The following is a 16,637-nucleotide window of genomic DNA, read 5'->3' as shown; positions in this document are numbered from 1 at the left end:
GAGCAACGCTTTTGTGGCGAGCGGGCTTGCCCGCGTTGGGGCGCGAAGCGGCCCCGGAAAGTTGGATGCGCTGGGTCAGGCAGAACCGGCACGCAAGCAGAGGGGCTGCTGCGCAGCCCAACGCGGGCAAGCCCGCTCGCCACGGATGTTCCGGCCACCACAAATCGCTAAATACTGAGCAACCCCTTTGTGGTGGACACCACAAATCGCCAAACACTGAGCAACGCTTTTGTGGCGAGCGGGCTTGCCCGCGTTGGGGCGCGAAGCGGCCCCGAAAAGTTGGATGCGCTGGGTCAGGCAGAACCAGTACGCAAGCAGAGGGGCTGCTGCGCAGCCCAACGCGGGCAAGCCCGCTCGCCACGGATGTTCCGCCACCACAAATCGCTAAATACTGAGGAACGGCTTTGTGGTGAGCGGGCTTGCCACGGTTACAGTGGTGTCAGGGCACGCCCATCACTAGCACACCACTGCCGCTGATGGGGCCGGCGACAGGCAGGGACCCTGCCCGCCGCACCAGCGCAAACGTCACATCATCGCCCCCCGAGTTGTTGATGATCTGGGATAGGAACGAGCCGTTTACCCGCACCGCAGTGCCCCCACGGACGAGTGCTGTTCCTACATCCGGATTGCTCATCGTCAGCAAGTTCGAGTTGAACGACGAGGGCGTGCCCTGGTAGGTAATGGTCACCGGCGAGGTCACACTCCCCGGGCCCGGGCATGAGTAGTTCAGCCTGCGGTTGCTGCGCACGGTGGTGGTCAGTGGGTCGGCGCCGATGGCCCGCTGATGCACGTCGCCGAAGTTGATTTCGAGCGGGTTGTTATTGTTGATGGTGCAGGTTGAGGGGGAAATGGTGAAGTTGTTGTTGGCGATGTAAACGAGGCTGAGGCTCGTCGAGAGGGAATCATAATTGTTTGTCTGATCGAGGCGTAAGGTGCCAAGGGTATCGCCGGTTCGAATATCAATCGGCGTCACCGGGTTGTTGCGCTGTAAAATATAAGGTGTTACTTCGATCGGCATAGGGGCGAAGCCACTATCCGTCATGGTCGCAATCCGAATACCCGAAGGGATCGGAATATCCCGATACGTCCCATTGATTCGCAAGCCAGCGCTTTGGTTGGTGAATTTTGGGCCCGGTGTCCAGGCCGGGCCGACCCTTGTTCCGGTTGCCCAATAATCTTGCCGCCCATACCCGGGGTAGCCATCAGGCTCGAATCGGCAACTCAGCCTCACGCCTTCAAGGAGGATACGCGGCGTATTCACTTCCGGTCGGACATTCACCGGGACCTGCAGGTTTAACGTCGTGCCAGCGCCTATCCTTTGCCACGGCCCGCCGTTGACACTGCAATCCGCTGCTCTGGCGGTCGTTGTCATGCCTATCAGGACGAGAAGCCCAATGGCCAGATTTAGTCGTTTCATTTTGTTCTCTCATTGCTCCTCTACCCAGACACTGTCCAGCAGAGATTTGGAGTAGGTATGAGGCGATGTTTAGCCTCATAAATGACGGCTTACGGCTACGGATAATCCAGCGTAAAAATCGAGGTCACTCTATAAGCACCCTCTTCGATGGTCTGATCCCGAATGGCATTCGGCTCCCCCTGCACAAAGGCTTTGAGCTCGATCACGTTGTTGCCAGGGGTCAAACGCTGTTCGTCGCTGGCAATGTTCACGGGCACCAGCTTGCTACTCGGCGTCTCTATACCGAGCCCGATACCGCTGGCACCACTGCCGCCGTCCAGTGCGAACAAACCGGGTAACGCGCTGTTTTCCCTACCGGCGAAGGTGATGGAAACCGACTCGCTGATCGTGGTGTTGCAGTCGTCCAGGTGCAGCCTGAACCCCTTACCCACGGTGCGCGTGTTGATGTAGAGGTGCTTGCTGGTAACGTCCCAGAGTTCCACCGTAAGGGCCTCATCGCCGGGGCGGATGCTGCAGGCCTGTTCGACCAGGTTGCCCATGAACCGCAGGTTGTCCGCCGCCTGCGCGGTAGGCGCCAGGCCAACGCTCAGCAGCATTGCCAGCCCGGCACATGACCAGCCCTTATGAACCTTTTCATGTCGCATACACTGACTCCTACTGGTATTCGGCCAACAGCGTGGCCACCGCGGTAAACCGTGCCGGGGCCAGAACCGCGCCTGGCCGTTTGACGGGGACGACTTCCAATGTCGGGGGTGCAGTGATGGTGATATCCAATGGCGTATTGAGTAGAAACGGCACGTTGTTTTGCAGCAGTTGAATCCCTAAGTCCGGCGCGCTGGTCTGCAGCGCCGCGCCATCAAACGTGGTGGCGGTGCCGTTGATGCTCAACTTGAGCAACCACGGCAGTGGAGATGTGCCGCAGTTGATGGTGTAGCCCACCGCCCTGCGGTATTTCACGCCATCGACGCGCTTGGTGCCGACATCGCCAAAATCGACTTCAATGTTGCGTCCAGAATCAATCGTGCAGGGTGGCGGCTCGTTCAGGGTTCCGCTGAACGTCAGGTTGGCCGACGCCCCGCTGCACAAGCCGATTGAACACAAGGCGAGCAGGGCTCGCTGCGGCCAGAAATTCATTGATCATTCCTCATCATTGGTACTCGATCACAAGGGTCGCGGAGGCATCGAATGTCCCGCCCGTCAGCGTGCTGCCCGCGCGCTTGACCGGCACTGCCTGCACGGCTGGAAAATTGGGATGAGTGAACCTGACGGGCGTATTCAGCGGCCAGTCAGCGCCATTGACGAACAGCTTTACCCCAAGGTCGGTCTTGCGGGTGGAGAGCACGCCGCTGTCGAACGAAGCCCCTGTGCCCTGCAACTCCAAGGTCATCGCATTGCTGTAGACGGGGGGGCTGCAGCTGACCGTATAGGGCACATCGCGGCGATAGGTGACGCCGTCGATGCGCGTGGTATGCAGGTTATTGCCGAACGGTACATTGAGCGTGCTGCCGCCGTTGATCACACAGGGTGGCGGCGCAATGATGACTGCGCGGATCGTCAGGTTCACATTGGCCTGCGCGCCCTGGCTGACCGCCCATAGCAGCCCACCAACGATTAAAATGGCCCGTGAGCCGGTTAACTTAGCCATTGCTGTGCCCTTACTCATAATTGAGCCTGAAATCCACCACGGCCCGAAATGCCCCGCTGGTCAATGGCGCGGAGGTACGCGTGGGCTGGACATTCCAGGTTTGCGTGTTGCTACCCAAGGGCAGAAACAACGGCTCGCCCCGTGAGCCCAGCTGTACATCCCGCCCCTCGGGATCGGTCAATCGCAGGCCCATCCCGGTGATGCCCTGCACTTTGACCAGGCGTGGATCATCGGCATCGGCGGGTGCGACAAACGTCACCGACAGCACCGGCTGATGGGCACTCCAAGTCAGGTTCCCGGTACGTTCACTGGTGATCTTGCCGGCGGTGCGCTGGCAATCCTGAAAGCGCAGTTGAATCGGCCTGGAGGTGGCTTGATCACCTGGCCGTTGCAGCTGGCCGGCCGAAATGGCCCCCAGGTCAATGGTTTGGTTGGCCGATGTCATCTCCAGGCCGCACGGCATTTCATGCATGGCTCCGCGTATATTCAGCATCCCCATCATGCCCTCGACATCCTGGGCGTGCGCGCGCCCCATCAGGGCCAATAACAGGCAGCCCAGGATCTTCACGTTGTCTAACTTCATGACGTTCTCCGGCCGCAGGCCCTACGGGTTTGGCATTGAGGCTTGCACATTCACCTTGCAGGTCTCGCCACTGCAGGTGAAGGCCAGCAGCGGGCGGCCGCCGTAATCATTGACGTAGGCCAGGTAGGGGGTGGTACCGAGCACCTTGGCCGTCAGCCCCAAGGCCTGTGAGCCTTTGGGCGCAACCATGAGGGGCTCGAAGCCTTCCAGGGTCTTGCCGTCCTTGCTGCTGCGCGCATCCACCAAGGTCACGTAGTACGGCGTCGGGTTATTGACCTGGTAACTGTCGCCTTGCCGGGTCAATGTCAGCTTTTCCTGCCAGGGGGTGGACAGGTCTTGCTGGGTCGGCGTAATGGCTTGCGGCCGATAGAACAATTTGATTCGGGTTTGCAGCGCGATCTGCAAGGTGTTGGCCTTGTCGCTGCGCGGCGGAATTTCCCGCAGGTTGAAGTAGAAGACCGTTTCCCGGTCCTGCGGCAACGCCTTGGCCGCCGGCAGTGCCTGCACTTTCACCTGGCTTTGCTTGCCAGGCTCCAAGCGTTGAACCGGCGGCAGCACGATCAAGGGCGAGGTGATTTTCTTGCCCGCTTCGTCCTCGATCCAACCCTGGGCCAAATAGGGCAACTGGGTGTTGTTATTGGTGATGTTCACGCTGGTGGCATCTTTGCTGCCATCAAAAATCACACGGGTTCGGTCCAGCGCCACTGCGGCGTTGACGCTCTGGCTCAGCAAGCCGAGGATCAGCAATGCGAAGACCTGGGGGGTGAGGCGTATGTTCAGCATCATGAGGATGTGTTCTCCATATCGTTACGCTGCCCGGTCAGCCCTGCTGGCTCGGGTAAAGATTGATCGGTGGCAACCATTGGCTGGCAGCGCAGTTGCAGGGCGTCGGTCAAGCCGTCAGCAGGCAATACGGCAGGCAGCGTGAGAACGCAGCGCTCGGTTCCGCCCCAGCTGACGACCATCTGGTCGCCGGGCTGAATGCCGCTCAGGTAGACATCCCCGCCATCGTTCACTACCCCGGTGTCCTGCTGCTTCAGGTTCTTCACCGTCGCGCCGAAAGGAGGCGAGCTGCCGTCGGGCAGGCGCAGTACCGCCATGGCTTTCTTGCCGGAAATTACTTCCAGCGAGCGATAGCCGATGGCGCCTTCGGTAAGCGTCAGTTGGGTTACGGACTGGGTGGCTTCGACATCACTTGGCAGACGCTCCAGGTCCACACTCGCCGCCGTACGCTGATAACTGCCGATGTCGGAGATGACCGCTTTGCCAAAGGCGTTACTGCGAGTCGGCGTGCCATACCCGCGCACCGGCACATCGGGCACTCCGCCGGTATCGACCATCAACCGCGTCCCGCCTGTACTGGTGGTACGGTGCAGCGCCGCACCATAGGGCGTGAGCGTGCCGCCGCCGCGCACAGTCGCACCCAAGGTCCGGTTGTTGCCTTCCTGGGCGCTGGCGCTGAGGTCAATATCAACCTGGTCACCGATATGGCTCAGGTAGCCACTGGCAGAGGTGTTGCTGGCACTCAGCTGGTAGCTGTTGTGTGCGTCGATTCGATCATTGAAGCGCGTTGAAAAGATGTTTTTGCCGGCGGTTCTACTGGCATCCATCGACAGGGTGCCGGAGGGGCCCAACGGCAAACTGACCGTCAGCGCCATGCCGTTATCCTTATAGTGGTACTCCTGGGTGCGGTAGACATTCAGGGACATATTCAGGTTTTTGACGGTGCCGATATTGAAGTAGCGTGAGGCCGACACGTTCCAGCGCTGGGTCTCTGGCCGGTTCCAATAGGTCTGCTTGTTGTAACTGGCGTAGACAGTGGCGCCGAGGTCACGAAACTGCTTGTTCACCGTTACCGTATAGAGCGCCTTGTTGCCGCCGATGGGGTTCCAGTGTGCGACGTACTCCCCGTTCGGGTCGTACACGCCGGGGCCCCCAAGTTCACCATTCAGCCCGTAGTGCTTGGCATCCAGGTACTGGCTCATGCTCAGGAAGTTTTTCTCGGAGAAGCGGTAGCCGGCGAACGTGACCTGGCTGTCGTATTGTTCAAAGTTCTTGGAATACTGAACGCGATAGGATTTACCCGAGAGCGTCTCGTTCCAGAGGTTCACATGGGACTGGGTAACGTCCAGCGAGATAGCACCGAACGCCAACAGATCCCGCCCTGCACCCACAGACAATGCACGGTAGTTGTTATCCGTAATCGCGCCGCCCAACAGCGACCAACCGTTACTGATCCCCCAGGAAAACTCGCCGGTTGCAAAAACGGCACCGTCAGAGTCGTACTGCAGATTCGACGGCCGCCCGGCAGACAGCTTGTAGCGAACCTGACCAGGACGCGTCAGGTAAGGAACGCCTGCGGTGTAGATCTGGAATTTGTGTTCCGTACCGTCCTGTTCTTCTACCCGCACATCCAGCATGCCGGACACGGCGTCGTTCAGGTCCTGGATACGAAACGGCCCTGCCGCCACCAGCGTTTCATACAGCACACGCCCCTGTTGGCTGATGATGACTTTGGCATTGGTCCTGGCCACGCCGACCACTTCCGGCGCATACCCACGCAAGTTGGGAGGCAGCTGGCTTTCGTCCGACTTGAGCGCGGCACCGGTAAAACGGAAGCTGTCGAACAGGTCCGAATACAGGTAGTCCTCACCCACCACCAGGCGTGCTTTCAGCTCAGGAATGGCGCGATACGCGTAGTAACGACTCCACTCCAGTTTTTGCCGGTTGTTGGTCGACTCGCGGTTTTTATCCACACGCCCCTGCCAATCCGCCCGCAGGCGCCAGGCACCGGCATTGGCCCCCAACGTGCCGTTGCCGGAAAGGTCGTTGCGGGTCCCGTCATCCTTGCGGTAGCTGGACTGGGCCGTCATGTTGTAGTCAACCAACAGCCCCGGCACCCCTTCATCCCAGCGCGAAGGTGGGTCCCAGTTAATGGCGCTGTATTCCAGGTAGGCCTGGGGAAGACTGATGCTCAACGTGGAAGTGGCCAGATCGGCATTCACCTCCATGCCGGGCAAGGCTTGAGGGTCCAGGCACTGCCCGCCTTTCCACCATTGCAGTTTTTCAGTGCTGGCTTTTTTCAGACCCAACTGGTCCACAAGTTCCGGGGTTAAACAGGCCTGACTGCCCTTGGGGTCATTATCGGGAGCATAGAACGCCACTGACTGTTCAGAGATTGCCTGAGTGTTAATCTGCACCACCATTGAGTAGTTGCCAGGCAAGATAAACCCACTGCGTGCAAACCGAGACAAATCAATATTGGAGCGATCAACCAGATCGAGAACGTCGGTATTGAATTCAATATCCTCGGCTCCCAGTGCCGTTCCTGCCAGTGATATAAACCCGACAAACAGGCTTGGGCGAAGCGTATTTATGACTTTCGACGCATTCCACATGCAAGCAACCCATCATTCTTCAAAAGTATTCCAACTTGAACCGCACTGCGGCAGTGTGATCACCGGCCAACAGCGGCACTCCGTTGCCCACTAAGCGAATCGTGTAGTTGAGCGTCATATCCCCCTCAACCAACGGGTACAGGCCCATTGGCTTTCCAGGCGCACACTCTTCTCCGGCGGCATCCTCGATATGGAAGGCGACCCCCTGTGAGCCACCAAAGGCGGCAAATGAGTGCCCGTCTCTATCGGTAGCGCCGTCGAACGTCACGCGCACATGCTCCCAATCAGGCAGGCTTGCACCGGGGCGCAATGGGTCAGGACGGCTCAGCGAGCAATTGACCAGGCGCAACTGGAAAGGCTGTATCTGCCCCTCCCCGTCCCGCAAAAGCCGGCCGATGGGTTCTGAAGCCATTTCGATGGTTTGATCGACAGAGGTCGATTCCAGCCCACAGGCCGAATCAATGACCGTGCCTCCCAGCGTGACGACCCCATCACCTTGAGGCTCCGCCTGCGCGAATGCCCAAGGGCTGATGAACATCGTCAATGAAGAGGCGACAGCGAGACTTATGCATGTTTTCACCTGAACCTCCCGCCAGTTTCCCCCCCGCCACTCACGTCGCGGGGGGAAAAACTTACTGATAAGCCAAGGTGAAGTTGGTGACGGCGCTGAACTCACCAGGAACGATTTCGCCGGTCGCCTGGCCTTGCACGTAAGCACCAAACTCCAGGGTGTTGTTACCGGTGGCAATAACCTGAGGTGCAGTAGGTGTACCCAGTACGACGGGGCGGCCGCCGTGGGTCATCATGACGCCCACGCCACCAGCGCCACCGACGGTGCCGATTGCACCCGGAACGGAGCCCGACGGCGCGCCGGTGAAGGTCGTGGTCACGGTGTTATCAGTGAGGCCGGACAAGTCGCAGCCTTCAAGTTCGATACGTACCGGGCGGGATTCAGAGCGGCCGCCGGTTTCCAGTTGGTGCTTGGCAATTGCGCCAAGGTGAACCGACTGGTCTACGGATTCAGGCTTGATGGAGCAAGCACCCGAGTGGACCGACCCCAAAAACGTAACCGTTCCATCTGCCGCATTGGCAACAGAGATCGAACCCGCCAGCAGGCCGATAGTTAACAGCGCAGTTTTCACTTTAGATTTCATTAGCAGACGCTCACATATTATTAAAATCACAACGGACTCCTGAACGCAGGTATGCGCAGGACTTGTTAAGCGTCTAAACGGGTTCCGAGAACATTGAAGTGTTGAAGCTTTTCCAACTACTTGCATTGCAATGTGCGGTTTCGTTCGACGCCGGGCAATTATCCGTGGCGATTCCTAATAAGAAAGCCGGCCAATTCGCTTAGTTGCGTAGCTCTGTTACACCACGACACATAGGAAAATTATGGCACTTTGCCAAAACTTTAAAATTAACTGTAAGAAAAGTACTACATGGCAATTAATGAGAATTGTTTATTGCCGGAGAGGTCCGTAAGAATAAGATTACATACTCTAAAAAACAACCGTAATTACTGAACCCTATCAACTAACAAGTTGAAGAATGTGTCGAGGAGGTTTGCGCCGTTTTGTGGCCCGCGTCACGAAACCCAACGGATGACCGTTCGTCTGGTGAGATTGCATCACTCCTAAGATATATCTTAAGTTGTATCTAAACCAAACGAGAGCACAGAGAAATGAGAGACCATCATTCCCACCGTAACCCCGGTGATGACCGCGACGGCTTCGAAAAACGCCCTGGCCGCGAGCGCGGTGGCCGAGGCCCGCGGGTCTTCGCCCCGGGTGACCTGAAACTGCTGCTGCCGGCGCTGATCGCCGAGCAGCCCTGCCACGGCTACGACCTGATCCGCCAGATCGAAGCCCTGTTCGACGGTGCCTACAGCCCCAGCCCTGGGGTGATCTACCCGACCCTGACCTTCCTCGAAGAGAGCGACTTGATCAGCGGCGACGCCGAAGGCGGCAAAAAACGCTACACAATCACCGACGCCGGTCGTCTCTTCTTAAGCGAACAGGCAGTGGCCCTCGAAGGCATTCGCCTGCGCATGGATGTGAGCAAGCGTTCGTTACGCGGCCATGATCGTCCTGCGGAAATCCACGAGGCGGTGCACAACCTGCGCCACGCCTTGCATTCGCATCACGGGCGCTGGAGCCCGGAAGAAATCACACGTGTCGCCGCGCTGCTGAACGGCACCGCCCAAGCCATTGCCGACGGGAAAACTCAATGAATACTCAAGCCATCCACCGCGTTACCCACGAAATCAAACGCCGCCGCCTGGAAGTGTTGCGCGTGGTCGACATCACCCCGCGCATGCGCCGCATCACCGTGGGCGGCCCTGAGCTGGCAGGGTTTGTCAGCCTGGGCAGCGACGATCACATCAAGTTGCTGTTCCCGCAGAACGCTGCCGAAGTGGCCGCGCTGGAGAGCCCGACGTTCAATATCAAGGACGCCGAGAAGCTCGCCATGCGCGACTACACCCCACGTCGCTTCGACCTGGCGGTTGGCGAACTGGACATCGACTTCGTGCTGCACGGCGACGGCCCTGCGTCCACCTGGGCCGATCAGGTTCAAGTCGGCCAGCGCCTGTATATCGGCGGGCCACGGGGCTCGTTGATCGTGCCGGATATCTTCGACAGCTACCTGCTGATCGGCGATGAAACCGCGCTGCCCGCCATTGGCCGCCGCCTGGAAGAATTGCCGGCCGGGCGCAAGGTATTGGCGGTAATTGAAATTGCGAATGCGGCGGAACAACAGACGCTGGAAAGTGCCGCCGATGTCGAAGTGATCTGGGTCGTGCGCGGCCAGGATGACCTGCTGGAAACAGTGCGCAACCTGACCCTGCCGGGCGGTTCGCTGTACAGCTTTGTGGCGACCGAAGCCAAGCTGTCACGCCAGGTGCGGCGAGTGCTGCTGGACACACACCAGATCAATGAAGATACCCTCAAGGCCGTGGGCTACTGGCGCGCCGAAGGCAGCGAAGAAAGCTAGGCGCGAGCAAGCTTGTGGGGCAAGCGGGCTTGTGGGCAAGCAGGCTTGTGTGGCAAGCAGGCTTGTGGGCAAGCAGGCTTGTGTGGCAAGCAGGCTTGTGGGCAAGCAGGCTTGTGTGGCAAGCAGGCTTGTGGGCAAGCAGGCTTGTGGGCAAGCAGGCTTGTGTGGCAAGCAGGCTTGTGGGCAAGCAGGCTTGTGTGGCGAGCGGGCTTGTGGGCAAGCAGGCTTGAGTGGCAAGCAGGCTTGTGTGGCGAGCGGGCTTGCCCGCGTTGGGCGGCGCAGCCGCCCCAAAACCGGACACCCCGGTGTACCTGAAACACCGCGGTGATTTGACTGGGGCCGCTTCGCGCCCCAACGCGGGCAAGCCCGCTCGCCACAACCACACCACCACACCACCACCACCAAAACCCGTCAACGTTGCGTTGAAAATAGTTTATCCAGCCCCACCACCGCCAACGCCACCAGCACAAACCCCACCAGAATCCCCCCGGCATTCATAAACACCTGTGGATAACCCAAGGTACCAACGTCGATGAACGGGTACTGGTACTGCCCAAGCAAATCCCCGCGCAGCAGCGCATAGGCGAAGTACACAAGCGGGTAAATTACCCACACGCCAATGTGTTTAAGCCGTAAATCGCCCTTAGGCACGCAACGCCACCAATACACCACGAACAGCAGCGGCATCACGTCGTGCAGCAGTTCGTCGGCAATAAACTGGAAACCCTCGGGCTGCCATAAATGCCGCAGCAACAAGTTGTAGGCAAGGCCCACCACCACGATGCTCACCGCGATACCACTGCTGACACCCGGCGTGAGAAAAAACCGCTTCGCTGCCGAATCGCGCTTCACCCACGCATAGCTCAACACCACGGCCGCCAGGGTGTTGGTCAACACGGTGAAGAAACTGAAAAAGTTGATCAGCCCGCCCAGCAGGCTGGCACCGGTTTCCCAGCGCGAATGGAAAATCAGGTATTGCTGAATCGCCAACCCCACCCAACCGGCCAGCGCCGCTGCCGCTACAAACCGCTTCATCAGCTCAATCCAGCGGGCGTTTAGTGCGCATCAGTTTCACGTACAGCCCTTCGACTTTCTCCCGCGCCCACGGCGTTTTACGCAGGAACGTAAGGCTCGACTTGATGCTCGGGTCGCTCTTGAAGCAGCGCAAATCAATACGCTCAGCCAGGCCGGCCCATTCGTAATGTTCCACCAGGGTGGTGAGCACGTGCTGCAGGGTCACGCCGTGGAGTGGGTCGTTACTTGTCGCGGTCATGCCGGGCCTTTTGCAATCAGAGGAATACAGCCGCGCACCTTAGCCGACGGGGCCTGACGGTGGAAGCGCCGCATTCAATATAGCCCCTGTAAGAAAGTTCCCCTTCCCGGCGAAAAAAGAGATGTTATATTATAACTATAACGTTTTCAGCCTTCTCTCTTTTGTCGTTTGCCAAGGAATGTCCGATGTCCCTTTCCCCTCTGTGGCGCCTGACCCCGCTTGCCGCCGCCGTGTTGATCAGCTCCCAGGCCCACGCCCTGGAACTGCAGCCCCAAGTCATCACCGGTAACCCGCTGGGCAGCGAGCAACTCGCCTCGCCGACCACCGTGTTGGAAGGCGATGAGCTGACCCTGCAACAAAAAGGCAGCCTCGGCGAAACCCTGAACAAGCAGCCAGGTGTGTCGTCGTCGTACTTTGGCCCGGGCGCCAGCCGGCCGATCATCCGTGGCCAGGACGGCGACCGCATTCGCATCCTGCGCAATGGCGTAGGCGCCCTGGACGCGTCGTCGCTGTCCTACGACCACGCGGTGCCGTTGGACCCGGTCAACGTCGAGCGCATTGAAATCGTACGCGGCCCGGCCGCCCTGCTGTACGGCGGCAGTGCCATCGGTGGCGTGGTCAACACCTTCGACAACCGCATCCCCACCGAAGCCATCGAAGGCATCCACGGTGCCGGTGAGTTGCGCTACGGCGGTGCCGACACCACCCGCAGCAGCGCGGGCAAACTGGAAGCCGGCAATGGCACTTTCGCCCTGCACCTGGATGCCAACGCCCGGGAGTTCAATGACCTGAAAATCCCCGGCCAGGCCCGCAGCCGCCACGCGCCGGAAACCGATGACGCACCCGGCAAAAATGGCCGCCTGGGCAACAGCGACGGGCGCCAGGACGGTGGCGCAGTGGGCGGTTCCTACACCTGGGATGACGGTTATGCCGGCCTGTCCTACAGCAGCTACGACGCCAACTACGGTTCGCCTGCCGAGCAGGATGTGCGCATCCGCATGAAGCAGGATCACTACGCGTTCGCGTCCGAAATCCGCAACCTGCAAGGCCCGTTTACCTCGGTGAAACTCGACGCGGGCTACACCGACTACGAGCACCGCGAAATCGAAGGCGGCGAAACCGGCACCATTTTCAAGAACAAAGGCTACGAGGCCCGTGTTGAGGCGCGCCACCAGCCCATCGGCCCGTTCGATGGCGTAGTCGGCGCACAAGTGACGCGCAACGAGTTCTCGGCGCTGGGCGAAGAAGCCTTCGTGCCGCAAACCGACACCAACGCCGGCGCGCTGTTTATCCTCGAAGAAATGCAGGCCACCGAGCGCCTCAAGCTCAGCCTCGGTGGGCGCCTGGAACACACCAGCGTGGACCCCGACGCCAAGGGCAACGAACGCTTTGCCGGTGCCGACAAGAGCAATGACTTCACCGCCGGCAGCCTGTCGTCGGGCGCGGTGTACACCCTTACGCCAATCTGGTCGGTGGCCGCGACGCTCGGCTACACCGAACGCGCACCCACGTTCTACGAGCTGTACGCCAACGGTGCCCACGTGGCCACCGGTACCTACGAGCTGGGCGATGCCAACCTGAAGAAAGAAAAAGCCGTGTCCAGCGACCTGGCCCTGCGCTTTGACAATGACACCCACAAGGGCAGCTTCGGCGTGTTCTACAGCCACTTCTCCAACTACATCGGCTTGTTGGGCACCGGTCGTACGTTGAACGACGAAGGCGAAGAAGACGCCGCGGGCATTCCCGAGTACGAATATTCGGGCGTGCGTGCACGTTTCGCCGGCTTTGAGGCCCAGGATCACATCAAACTTGGCGAAAGCGCCTACGGCAAGTTTGCGCTGGAACTGTCGGGCGACTACACCCGCGCCACCAACCTGGACACCGGCGAAGCCTTGCCGCGCATTGCGCCGCTGCGCCTGAACAGCGGCTTGCTGTGGGAACTCGACCGCTGGCAGGCGCGCATCGACGTCGAACACGCCGCCGGCCAGGGCCGTGTACCGGATAACGAGAGCGGCACCGATGGCTACACCACGTTGGGGGCAAGCGCGGGGTACCACTTCAACATGGGCGGCAGCCAGTGGCTGGCGTTCGTGAACGGCGAAAACCTGACTAACCAGACCGTGCGTTATGCCAGCTCGATCCTGCGCGACATCGCGCCGGCACCGGGCAGAAGCGTGCAAGTAGGCCTGCGCACCACCTTCTAAAAAATACCGCAATTCCCCCCGTGGAGAAGGGCTTGGAGAGGGGTTTGGAGAGGGGCTTGGAGAAGGACTTGGAGAAGAGCTTGGAGAAGGGCTTATTGTGGCGAGCGGGCTTGCCCGCGTTGGGCGGCGAAGCCGCCCCAAAACCTGCCACCGCGGTGTACCTGAAACACCGCGGTGATTTGAGTGGGGCCGCTTCGCGCCCCAACGCGGGCAAGCCCGCTCGCCACAACAAGCTCCACTTTCCACAACCAGCCCACTTCCTACAGCAAGCTCACTTACCACAACACGCTCACTTCCTACAGGAAGCTCACGCCCTACAAAAACTGGGCTGCGACCGCTTTTTGGCAGCGACACTTCGTCACTGTTACCAAATCTGAAATGATGCATCTTGCGTTTTAGGCTTTCTCTCAGCCGCCACTCGCTTTATCCTTCGCAACAACCTGAAACGCTTCACTCCCCGGTCGACCCCATCTTGCTGATGACTCCCACCTGCAAAGACAGCGCTGTCTTACGCCCGGCCGTGTAAAAACCGAATTAACGCTGAACCAAGCCCGCGCCGAATCGTCATCTACAGTGAAGCACGGGGTTACAAAATTCCTACGTCACGGAGAAACACACTATGAGCACTGATGGTGCTTCGAGCCCAAGCCGCCTGCTGCCCAGGCTGCTAGGCGTCTTGCTGCTGATCATGGGCCTGGCCTTGCTGGCCGGCGGCATCAAGCTGAGCCTGCTCGGCGGGTCGCTGTACTACCTGCTGGCCGGTATCGGCATCACCTTGACCGGCCTGCTGCTGCTGGCCACCCGCCGCGCCGCGCTGGGCCTGTACGCACTGGTGCTGTTCGCCAGTACTGTGTGGGCTCTTTGGGAAGTCGGCCTGGACTGGTGGCAGTTGGTGCCGCGCCTGGCGCTGCTGTTCGCCTTGGGCATCGTCATGCTGCTCCCGTGGTTTCGCCGTCCGTTGCTGCGTGGCCAACCTGCCCCGCTGGGCACCGGCGCGCTGAGCATCGCCGTGGTATTGGCCGGCGCCGCTGCCGTTGCCAGCCAATTCACCAACCCGGGTGAGATCAAAGGCCAACTGGACCGCGACGCGGTGCCAGGCATGGCCAGTGCCGCGCCGGCCCAGGCCGATGGCGACTGGAATTCCTACGGCCGTTCGGCCTATGGCGATCGCTATTCGCCACTGGCGCAGATCACCCCGGAAAACGCCCACAAGCTGGTTCCGGCGTGGACCTACCGTACCGGCGACATCCCTGGCCCGAACGATCCAGGTGAGACCACCGCAGAAAACACCCCGCTGAAAGTCAACGGCATGCTCTACGTGTGCACGCCGCACAGCCAGGTGATTGCGCTGGACCCGGACACCGGCAAGGAAATCTGGCGCTTCGATCCGAAGATCAGCAGCCAGGGCGCGCAGAACTTCAAGGGTTGGGCGCACATGACCTGCCGTGGCGTGTCGTATCACGATGACGCCGCCTACGCTTCCGAGCAGAGCCCTACCGGCAGCGCCAGCCCGGCTGCCGCGCCGACTGCCTGCCCGAAACGCATCTTCGTACCCACCGCCGACACCCGTCTGATCGCCCTCAACGCCGACACCGGCAAGATGTGCGAAGATTTCGGTGACAAAGGCCAGGTCGACCTGCGTGCCAATATCGGCAGCTTCGCCCCAGGCGGTTACTACTCCACCTCGCCACCTGCCGTGACCAAGAACCTGGTCGTGATCGGCGGCCACGTCACCGACAACGTTTCCACCGACGAGCCTAGCGGCGTGATCCGCGCGTTCGACGTGCACACCGGCAAGCTGGTGTGGAACTGGGACAGCGGCAACCCGGACGACACCACCCCGTTGGCCGAAGGCAAGACCTACACCCGCAACTCGCCGAACATGTGGTCCATGTTCGCCGTGGATGAAAAACTCGGCATGCTCTACCTGCCGATGGGCAACCAGATGCCCGACCAATACGGCGGCGACCGTACCGAAGATTCGGAAAAATACAGCGCCGGCCTGACTGCCCTGGACATCGACAGCGGCCACGTAAAGTGGACCTTCCAGTTCACTCACCATGACCTGTGGGACATGGACGTGGGCGGCCAGCCTTCGCTGATCGACATCAAGACCGAAGCCGGCGTTAAGCAGGCAGTAATGGCGTCGACCAAGCAAGGCAGCATCTATGTGCTCGACCGCGCTACCGGCCAACCGGTGGTGCCGATCCACGAAGTGGCGGTACCGCAAGGCGCCGTTGCCGGTGACCACACCGCGCCGACTCAACCGAAGTCCGACCTGAACTTCATGCCGCCGCCGCTCAAAGAGCGTGACATGTGGGGCGTGACTCCGTTCGACCAACTGCTGTGCCGCATCGATTTCAAATCCATGCGCTACGACGGCGCGTTCACCCCGCCATCGCTGCAAGGTTCGATCGTTTACCCAGGTAACTTCGGCGTGTTCGACTGGGGTGGTATTTCTGTCGACCCGGTCCGCCAGATCGCTTTCGTGAACCCGAGCTACATGGCGTTCAAATCCAAGCTGATCCCGGCTGCCGACATCGCCAAGCAAGGCCCACGTGTCAGCGAAACCGAAGGCGTGCAGCCGAACAAAGGCGCGCCGTACGGCGTGATCCTCGAAGCCATGCTGTCGCCAATGGGCCTGCCGTGCCAGGCACCGGCGTGGGGTTATGTGGCCGCGGTCGACCTGACCACCCACAAAACCATCTGGATGCACAAGAACGGCACCGTGCGTGACAGCTCGCCGGTTCCGATCCCTCTGAGCATGGGCGTACCTAGCCTGGGCGGCACCTTCACCACCGCCGGTGGCGTGTCCTTCCTCAGCGGTACCCTCGACCAGTACCTGCGTGCCTACGACGTGAAAAACGGCAAGCAGTTGTGGGAAGGCCGCCTGCCTGCAGGCGCGCAAACCACACCGATGACCTACACCGGCAAGGACGGCAAGCAATATGTGCTGGTCATGGCGGGTGGTCATGGTTCCCTGGGTACCAAGCAGGGTGACTATGTGATGGCGTTTAAACTGCCGGATTAAGCAACACCGGCGGTAAGAAAAAGGCGGCTACCTGCTGAAGGTAGCCGCCTTTTTTATATCCAAATGGAGATCAAATTGTGGGAGGGGGCTTG

15 protein-coding genes are annotated in these 16,637 nt (G+C 60.1%); 4 read left to right on the top strand and 11 right to left on the bottom strand.

Annotated features, from left to right (window positions below):
* Positions 1-439 precede the first annotated feature (439 nt).
* The 9 genes from CXQ82_RS05685 to CXQ82_RS05645 all read right to left on the bottom strand — a co-directional run bounded on the left by CXQ82_RS05685 (position 440) and on the right by CXQ82_RS05645 (position 8,197).
* Positions 440-1,417, bottom strand: a complete 978-nt coding sequence (locus CXQ82_RS05685; RefSeq protein ID WP_101266924.1) for a fimbrial protein — start codon at positions 1,415-1,417, stop codon at positions 440-442.
* Positions 1,418-1,512: 95 nt separating this feature from the next.
* Positions 1,513-2,061 carry a fimbrial protein gene (locus CXQ82_RS05680; RefSeq protein ID WP_101266922.1) on the bottom strand — a complete coding sequence of 183 codons (549 nt, stop codon included), beginning with the start codon at positions 2,059-2,061 and terminating at the stop codon, positions 1,513-1,515.
* Between the two features lie 10 nt (positions 2,062-2,071).
* Positions 2,072-2,551 (bottom strand): fimbrial protein, encoded by a 480-nt coding sequence (locus CXQ82_RS05675; RefSeq protein ID WP_101266920.1) that lies wholly within the window; start codon positions 2,549-2,551, stop codon positions 2,072-2,074.
* A gap of 13 nt (positions 2,552-2,564) precedes the next feature.
* On the bottom strand, positions 2,565-3,062 hold the full coding sequence (locus CXQ82_RS05670; protein ID WP_101266918.1) for a fimbrial protein: 498 nt from the start codon (positions 3,060-3,062) through the stop codon (positions 2,565-2,567).
* Between the two features lie 10 nt (positions 3,063-3,072).
* Entirely contained in the window at positions 3,073-3,645 is a 573-nt protein-coding gene (locus CXQ82_RS05665; protein WP_101266916.1) for a fimbrial protein, read from the bottom strand.
* 21 nt (positions 3,646-3,666) lie between these two features.
* Positions 3,667-4,431 (bottom strand): fimbria/pilus periplasmic chaperone, encoded by a 765-nt coding sequence (locus CXQ82_RS05660; RefSeq protein ID WP_101266914.1) that lies wholly within the window; start codon positions 4,429-4,431, stop codon positions 3,667-3,669.
* Complete coding sequence (locus tag CXQ82_RS05655; RefSeq protein ID WP_157832144.1) at positions 4,428-7,043, bottom strand: outer membrane usher protein; 2,616 nt, start codon at positions 7,041-7,043, stop codon at positions 4,428-4,430. The genes CXQ82_RS05660 and CXQ82_RS05655 overlap by 4 nt, the downstream gene beginning before the upstream one ends.
* A 19-nt stretch (positions 7,044-7,062) precedes the next feature.
* Positions 7,063-7,623 carry a fimbrial protein gene (locus CXQ82_RS05650; protein ID WP_101266912.1) on the bottom strand — a complete coding sequence of 187 codons (561 nt, stop codon included), beginning with the start codon at positions 7,621-7,623 and terminating at the stop codon, positions 7,063-7,065.
* Between the two features lie 52 nt (positions 7,624-7,675).
* Positions 7,676-8,197, bottom strand: coding sequence for a fimbrial protein (locus CXQ82_RS05645; RefSeq protein WP_101266910.1), 522 nt, complete (start codon positions 8,195-8,197; stop codon positions 7,676-7,678).
* Positions 8,198-8,727: 530 nt separating this feature from the next.
* Here CXQ82_RS05645 and CXQ82_RS05640 point away from each other — a divergent pair.
* On the top strand, positions 8,728-9,276 hold the full coding sequence (locus CXQ82_RS05640; RefSeq protein WP_101266908.1) for a PadR family transcriptional regulator: 549 nt from the start codon (positions 8,728-8,730) through the stop codon (positions 9,274-9,276).
* A complete protein-coding gene (locus CXQ82_RS05635) occupies positions 9,273-10,037 on the top strand; it encodes a siderophore-interacting protein (RefSeq protein WP_101266906.1) in 765 nt (254 codons plus the stop codon). The genes CXQ82_RS05640 and CXQ82_RS05635 overlap by 4 nt, the downstream gene beginning before the upstream one ends.
* A 411-nt stretch (positions 10,038-10,448) precedes the next feature.
* Here the strand turns inward: CXQ82_RS05635 and CXQ82_RS05630 are convergent, their stop codons facing one another.
* Positions 10,449-11,072, bottom strand: coding sequence for a Pr6Pr family membrane protein (locus CXQ82_RS05630; RefSeq protein WP_101266904.1), 624 nt, complete (start codon positions 11,070-11,072; stop codon positions 10,449-10,451).
* A 4-nt stretch (positions 11,073-11,076) separates the two neighbouring features.
* Positions 11,077-11,310 (bottom strand): VF530 family DNA-binding protein, encoded by a 234-nt coding sequence (locus CXQ82_RS05625; RefSeq protein WP_101266902.1) that lies wholly within the window; start codon positions 11,308-11,310, stop codon positions 11,077-11,079.
* A gap of 185 nt (positions 11,311-11,495) precedes the next feature.
* Between CXQ82_RS05625 and CXQ82_RS05620 the strand changes: the two genes are divergently transcribed.
* Both CXQ82_RS05620 and CXQ82_RS05610 read left to right on the top strand, forming a co-directional pair.
* Positions 11,496-13,514, top strand: a complete 2,019-nt coding sequence (locus tag CXQ82_RS05620) for a TonB-dependent receptor (protein ID WP_101266900.1) — start codon at positions 11,496-11,498, stop codon at positions 13,512-13,514.
* 619 nt (positions 13,515-14,133) lie between these two features.
* Complete coding sequence (locus CXQ82_RS05610) at positions 14,134-16,545, top strand: glucose/quinate/shikimate family membrane-bound PQQ-dependent dehydrogenase (protein WP_101266896.1); 2,412 nt, start codon at positions 14,134-14,136, stop codon at positions 16,543-16,545.
* The last annotated feature ends 92 nt before the right edge of the window (positions 16,546-16,637 follow it).

The organism is Pseudomonas sp. S09G 359 (assembly GCF_002843605.1).
GTDB lineage: Bacteria > Pseudomonadota > Gammaproteobacteria > Pseudomonadales > Pseudomonadaceae > Aquipseudomonas.
Note: the sequence above shows the minus strand (reverse complement) of the source record. Positions and strands in the feature narration are given on the sequence as shown.

Coding starts and splice junctions, on each gene's coding strand:
- CXQ82_RS05685 (WP_101266924.1), bottom strand. CDS start 1,417: ATGAAACGACTAAATCTGGCCATTGGGCTTCTCGTCCTGATAGGCATG.
- CXQ82_RS05680 (WP_101266922.1), bottom strand. CDS start 2,061: ATGCGACATGAAAAGGTTCATAAGGGCTGGTCATGTGCCGGGCTGGCA.
- CXQ82_RS05675 (WP_101266920.1), bottom strand. CDS start 2,551: ATGAATTTCTGGCCGCAGCGAGCCCTGCTCGCCTTGTGTTCAATCGGC.
- CXQ82_RS05670 (WP_101266918.1), bottom strand. CDS start 3,062: ATGGCTAAGTTAACCGGCTCACGGGCCATTTTAATCGTTGGTGGGCTG.
- CXQ82_RS05665 (WP_101266916.1), bottom strand. CDS start 3,645: ATGAAGTTAGACAACGTGAAGATCCTGGGCTGCCTGTTATTGGCCCTG.
- CXQ82_RS05660 (WP_101266914.1), bottom strand. CDS start 4,431: ATGATGCTGAACATACGCCTCACCCCCCAGGTCTTCGCATTGCTGATC.
- CXQ82_RS05655 (WP_157832144.1), bottom strand. CDS start 7,043: ATGTGGAATGCGTCGAAAGTCATAAATACGCTTCGCCCAAGCCTGTTT.
- CXQ82_RS05645 (WP_101266910.1), bottom strand. CDS start 8,197: ATGAAATCTAAAGTGAAAACTGCGCTGTTAACTATCGGCCTGCTGGCG.
- CXQ82_RS05640 (WP_101266908.1), top strand. CDS start 8,728: ATGAGAGACCATCATTCCCACCGTAACCCCGGTGATGACCGCGACGGC.
- CXQ82_RS05635 (WP_101266906.1), top strand. CDS start 9,273: ATGAATACTCAAGCCATCCACCGCGTTACCCACGAAATCAAACGCCGC.
- CXQ82_RS05630 (WP_101266904.1), bottom strand. CDS start 11,072: ATGAAGCGGTTTGTAGCGGCAGCGGCGCTGGCCGGTTGGGTGGGGTTG.
- CXQ82_RS05625 (WP_101266902.1), bottom strand. CDS start 11,310: ATGACCGCGACAAGTAACGACCCACTCCACGGCGTGACCCTGCAGCAC.
- CXQ82_RS05620 (WP_101266900.1), top strand. CDS start 11,496: ATGTCCCTTTCCCCTCTGTGGCGCCTGACCCCGCTTGCCGCCGCCGTG.
- CXQ82_RS05610 (WP_101266896.1), top strand. CDS start 14,134: ATGAGCACTGATGGTGCTTCGAGCCCAAGCCGCCTGCTGCCCAGGCTG.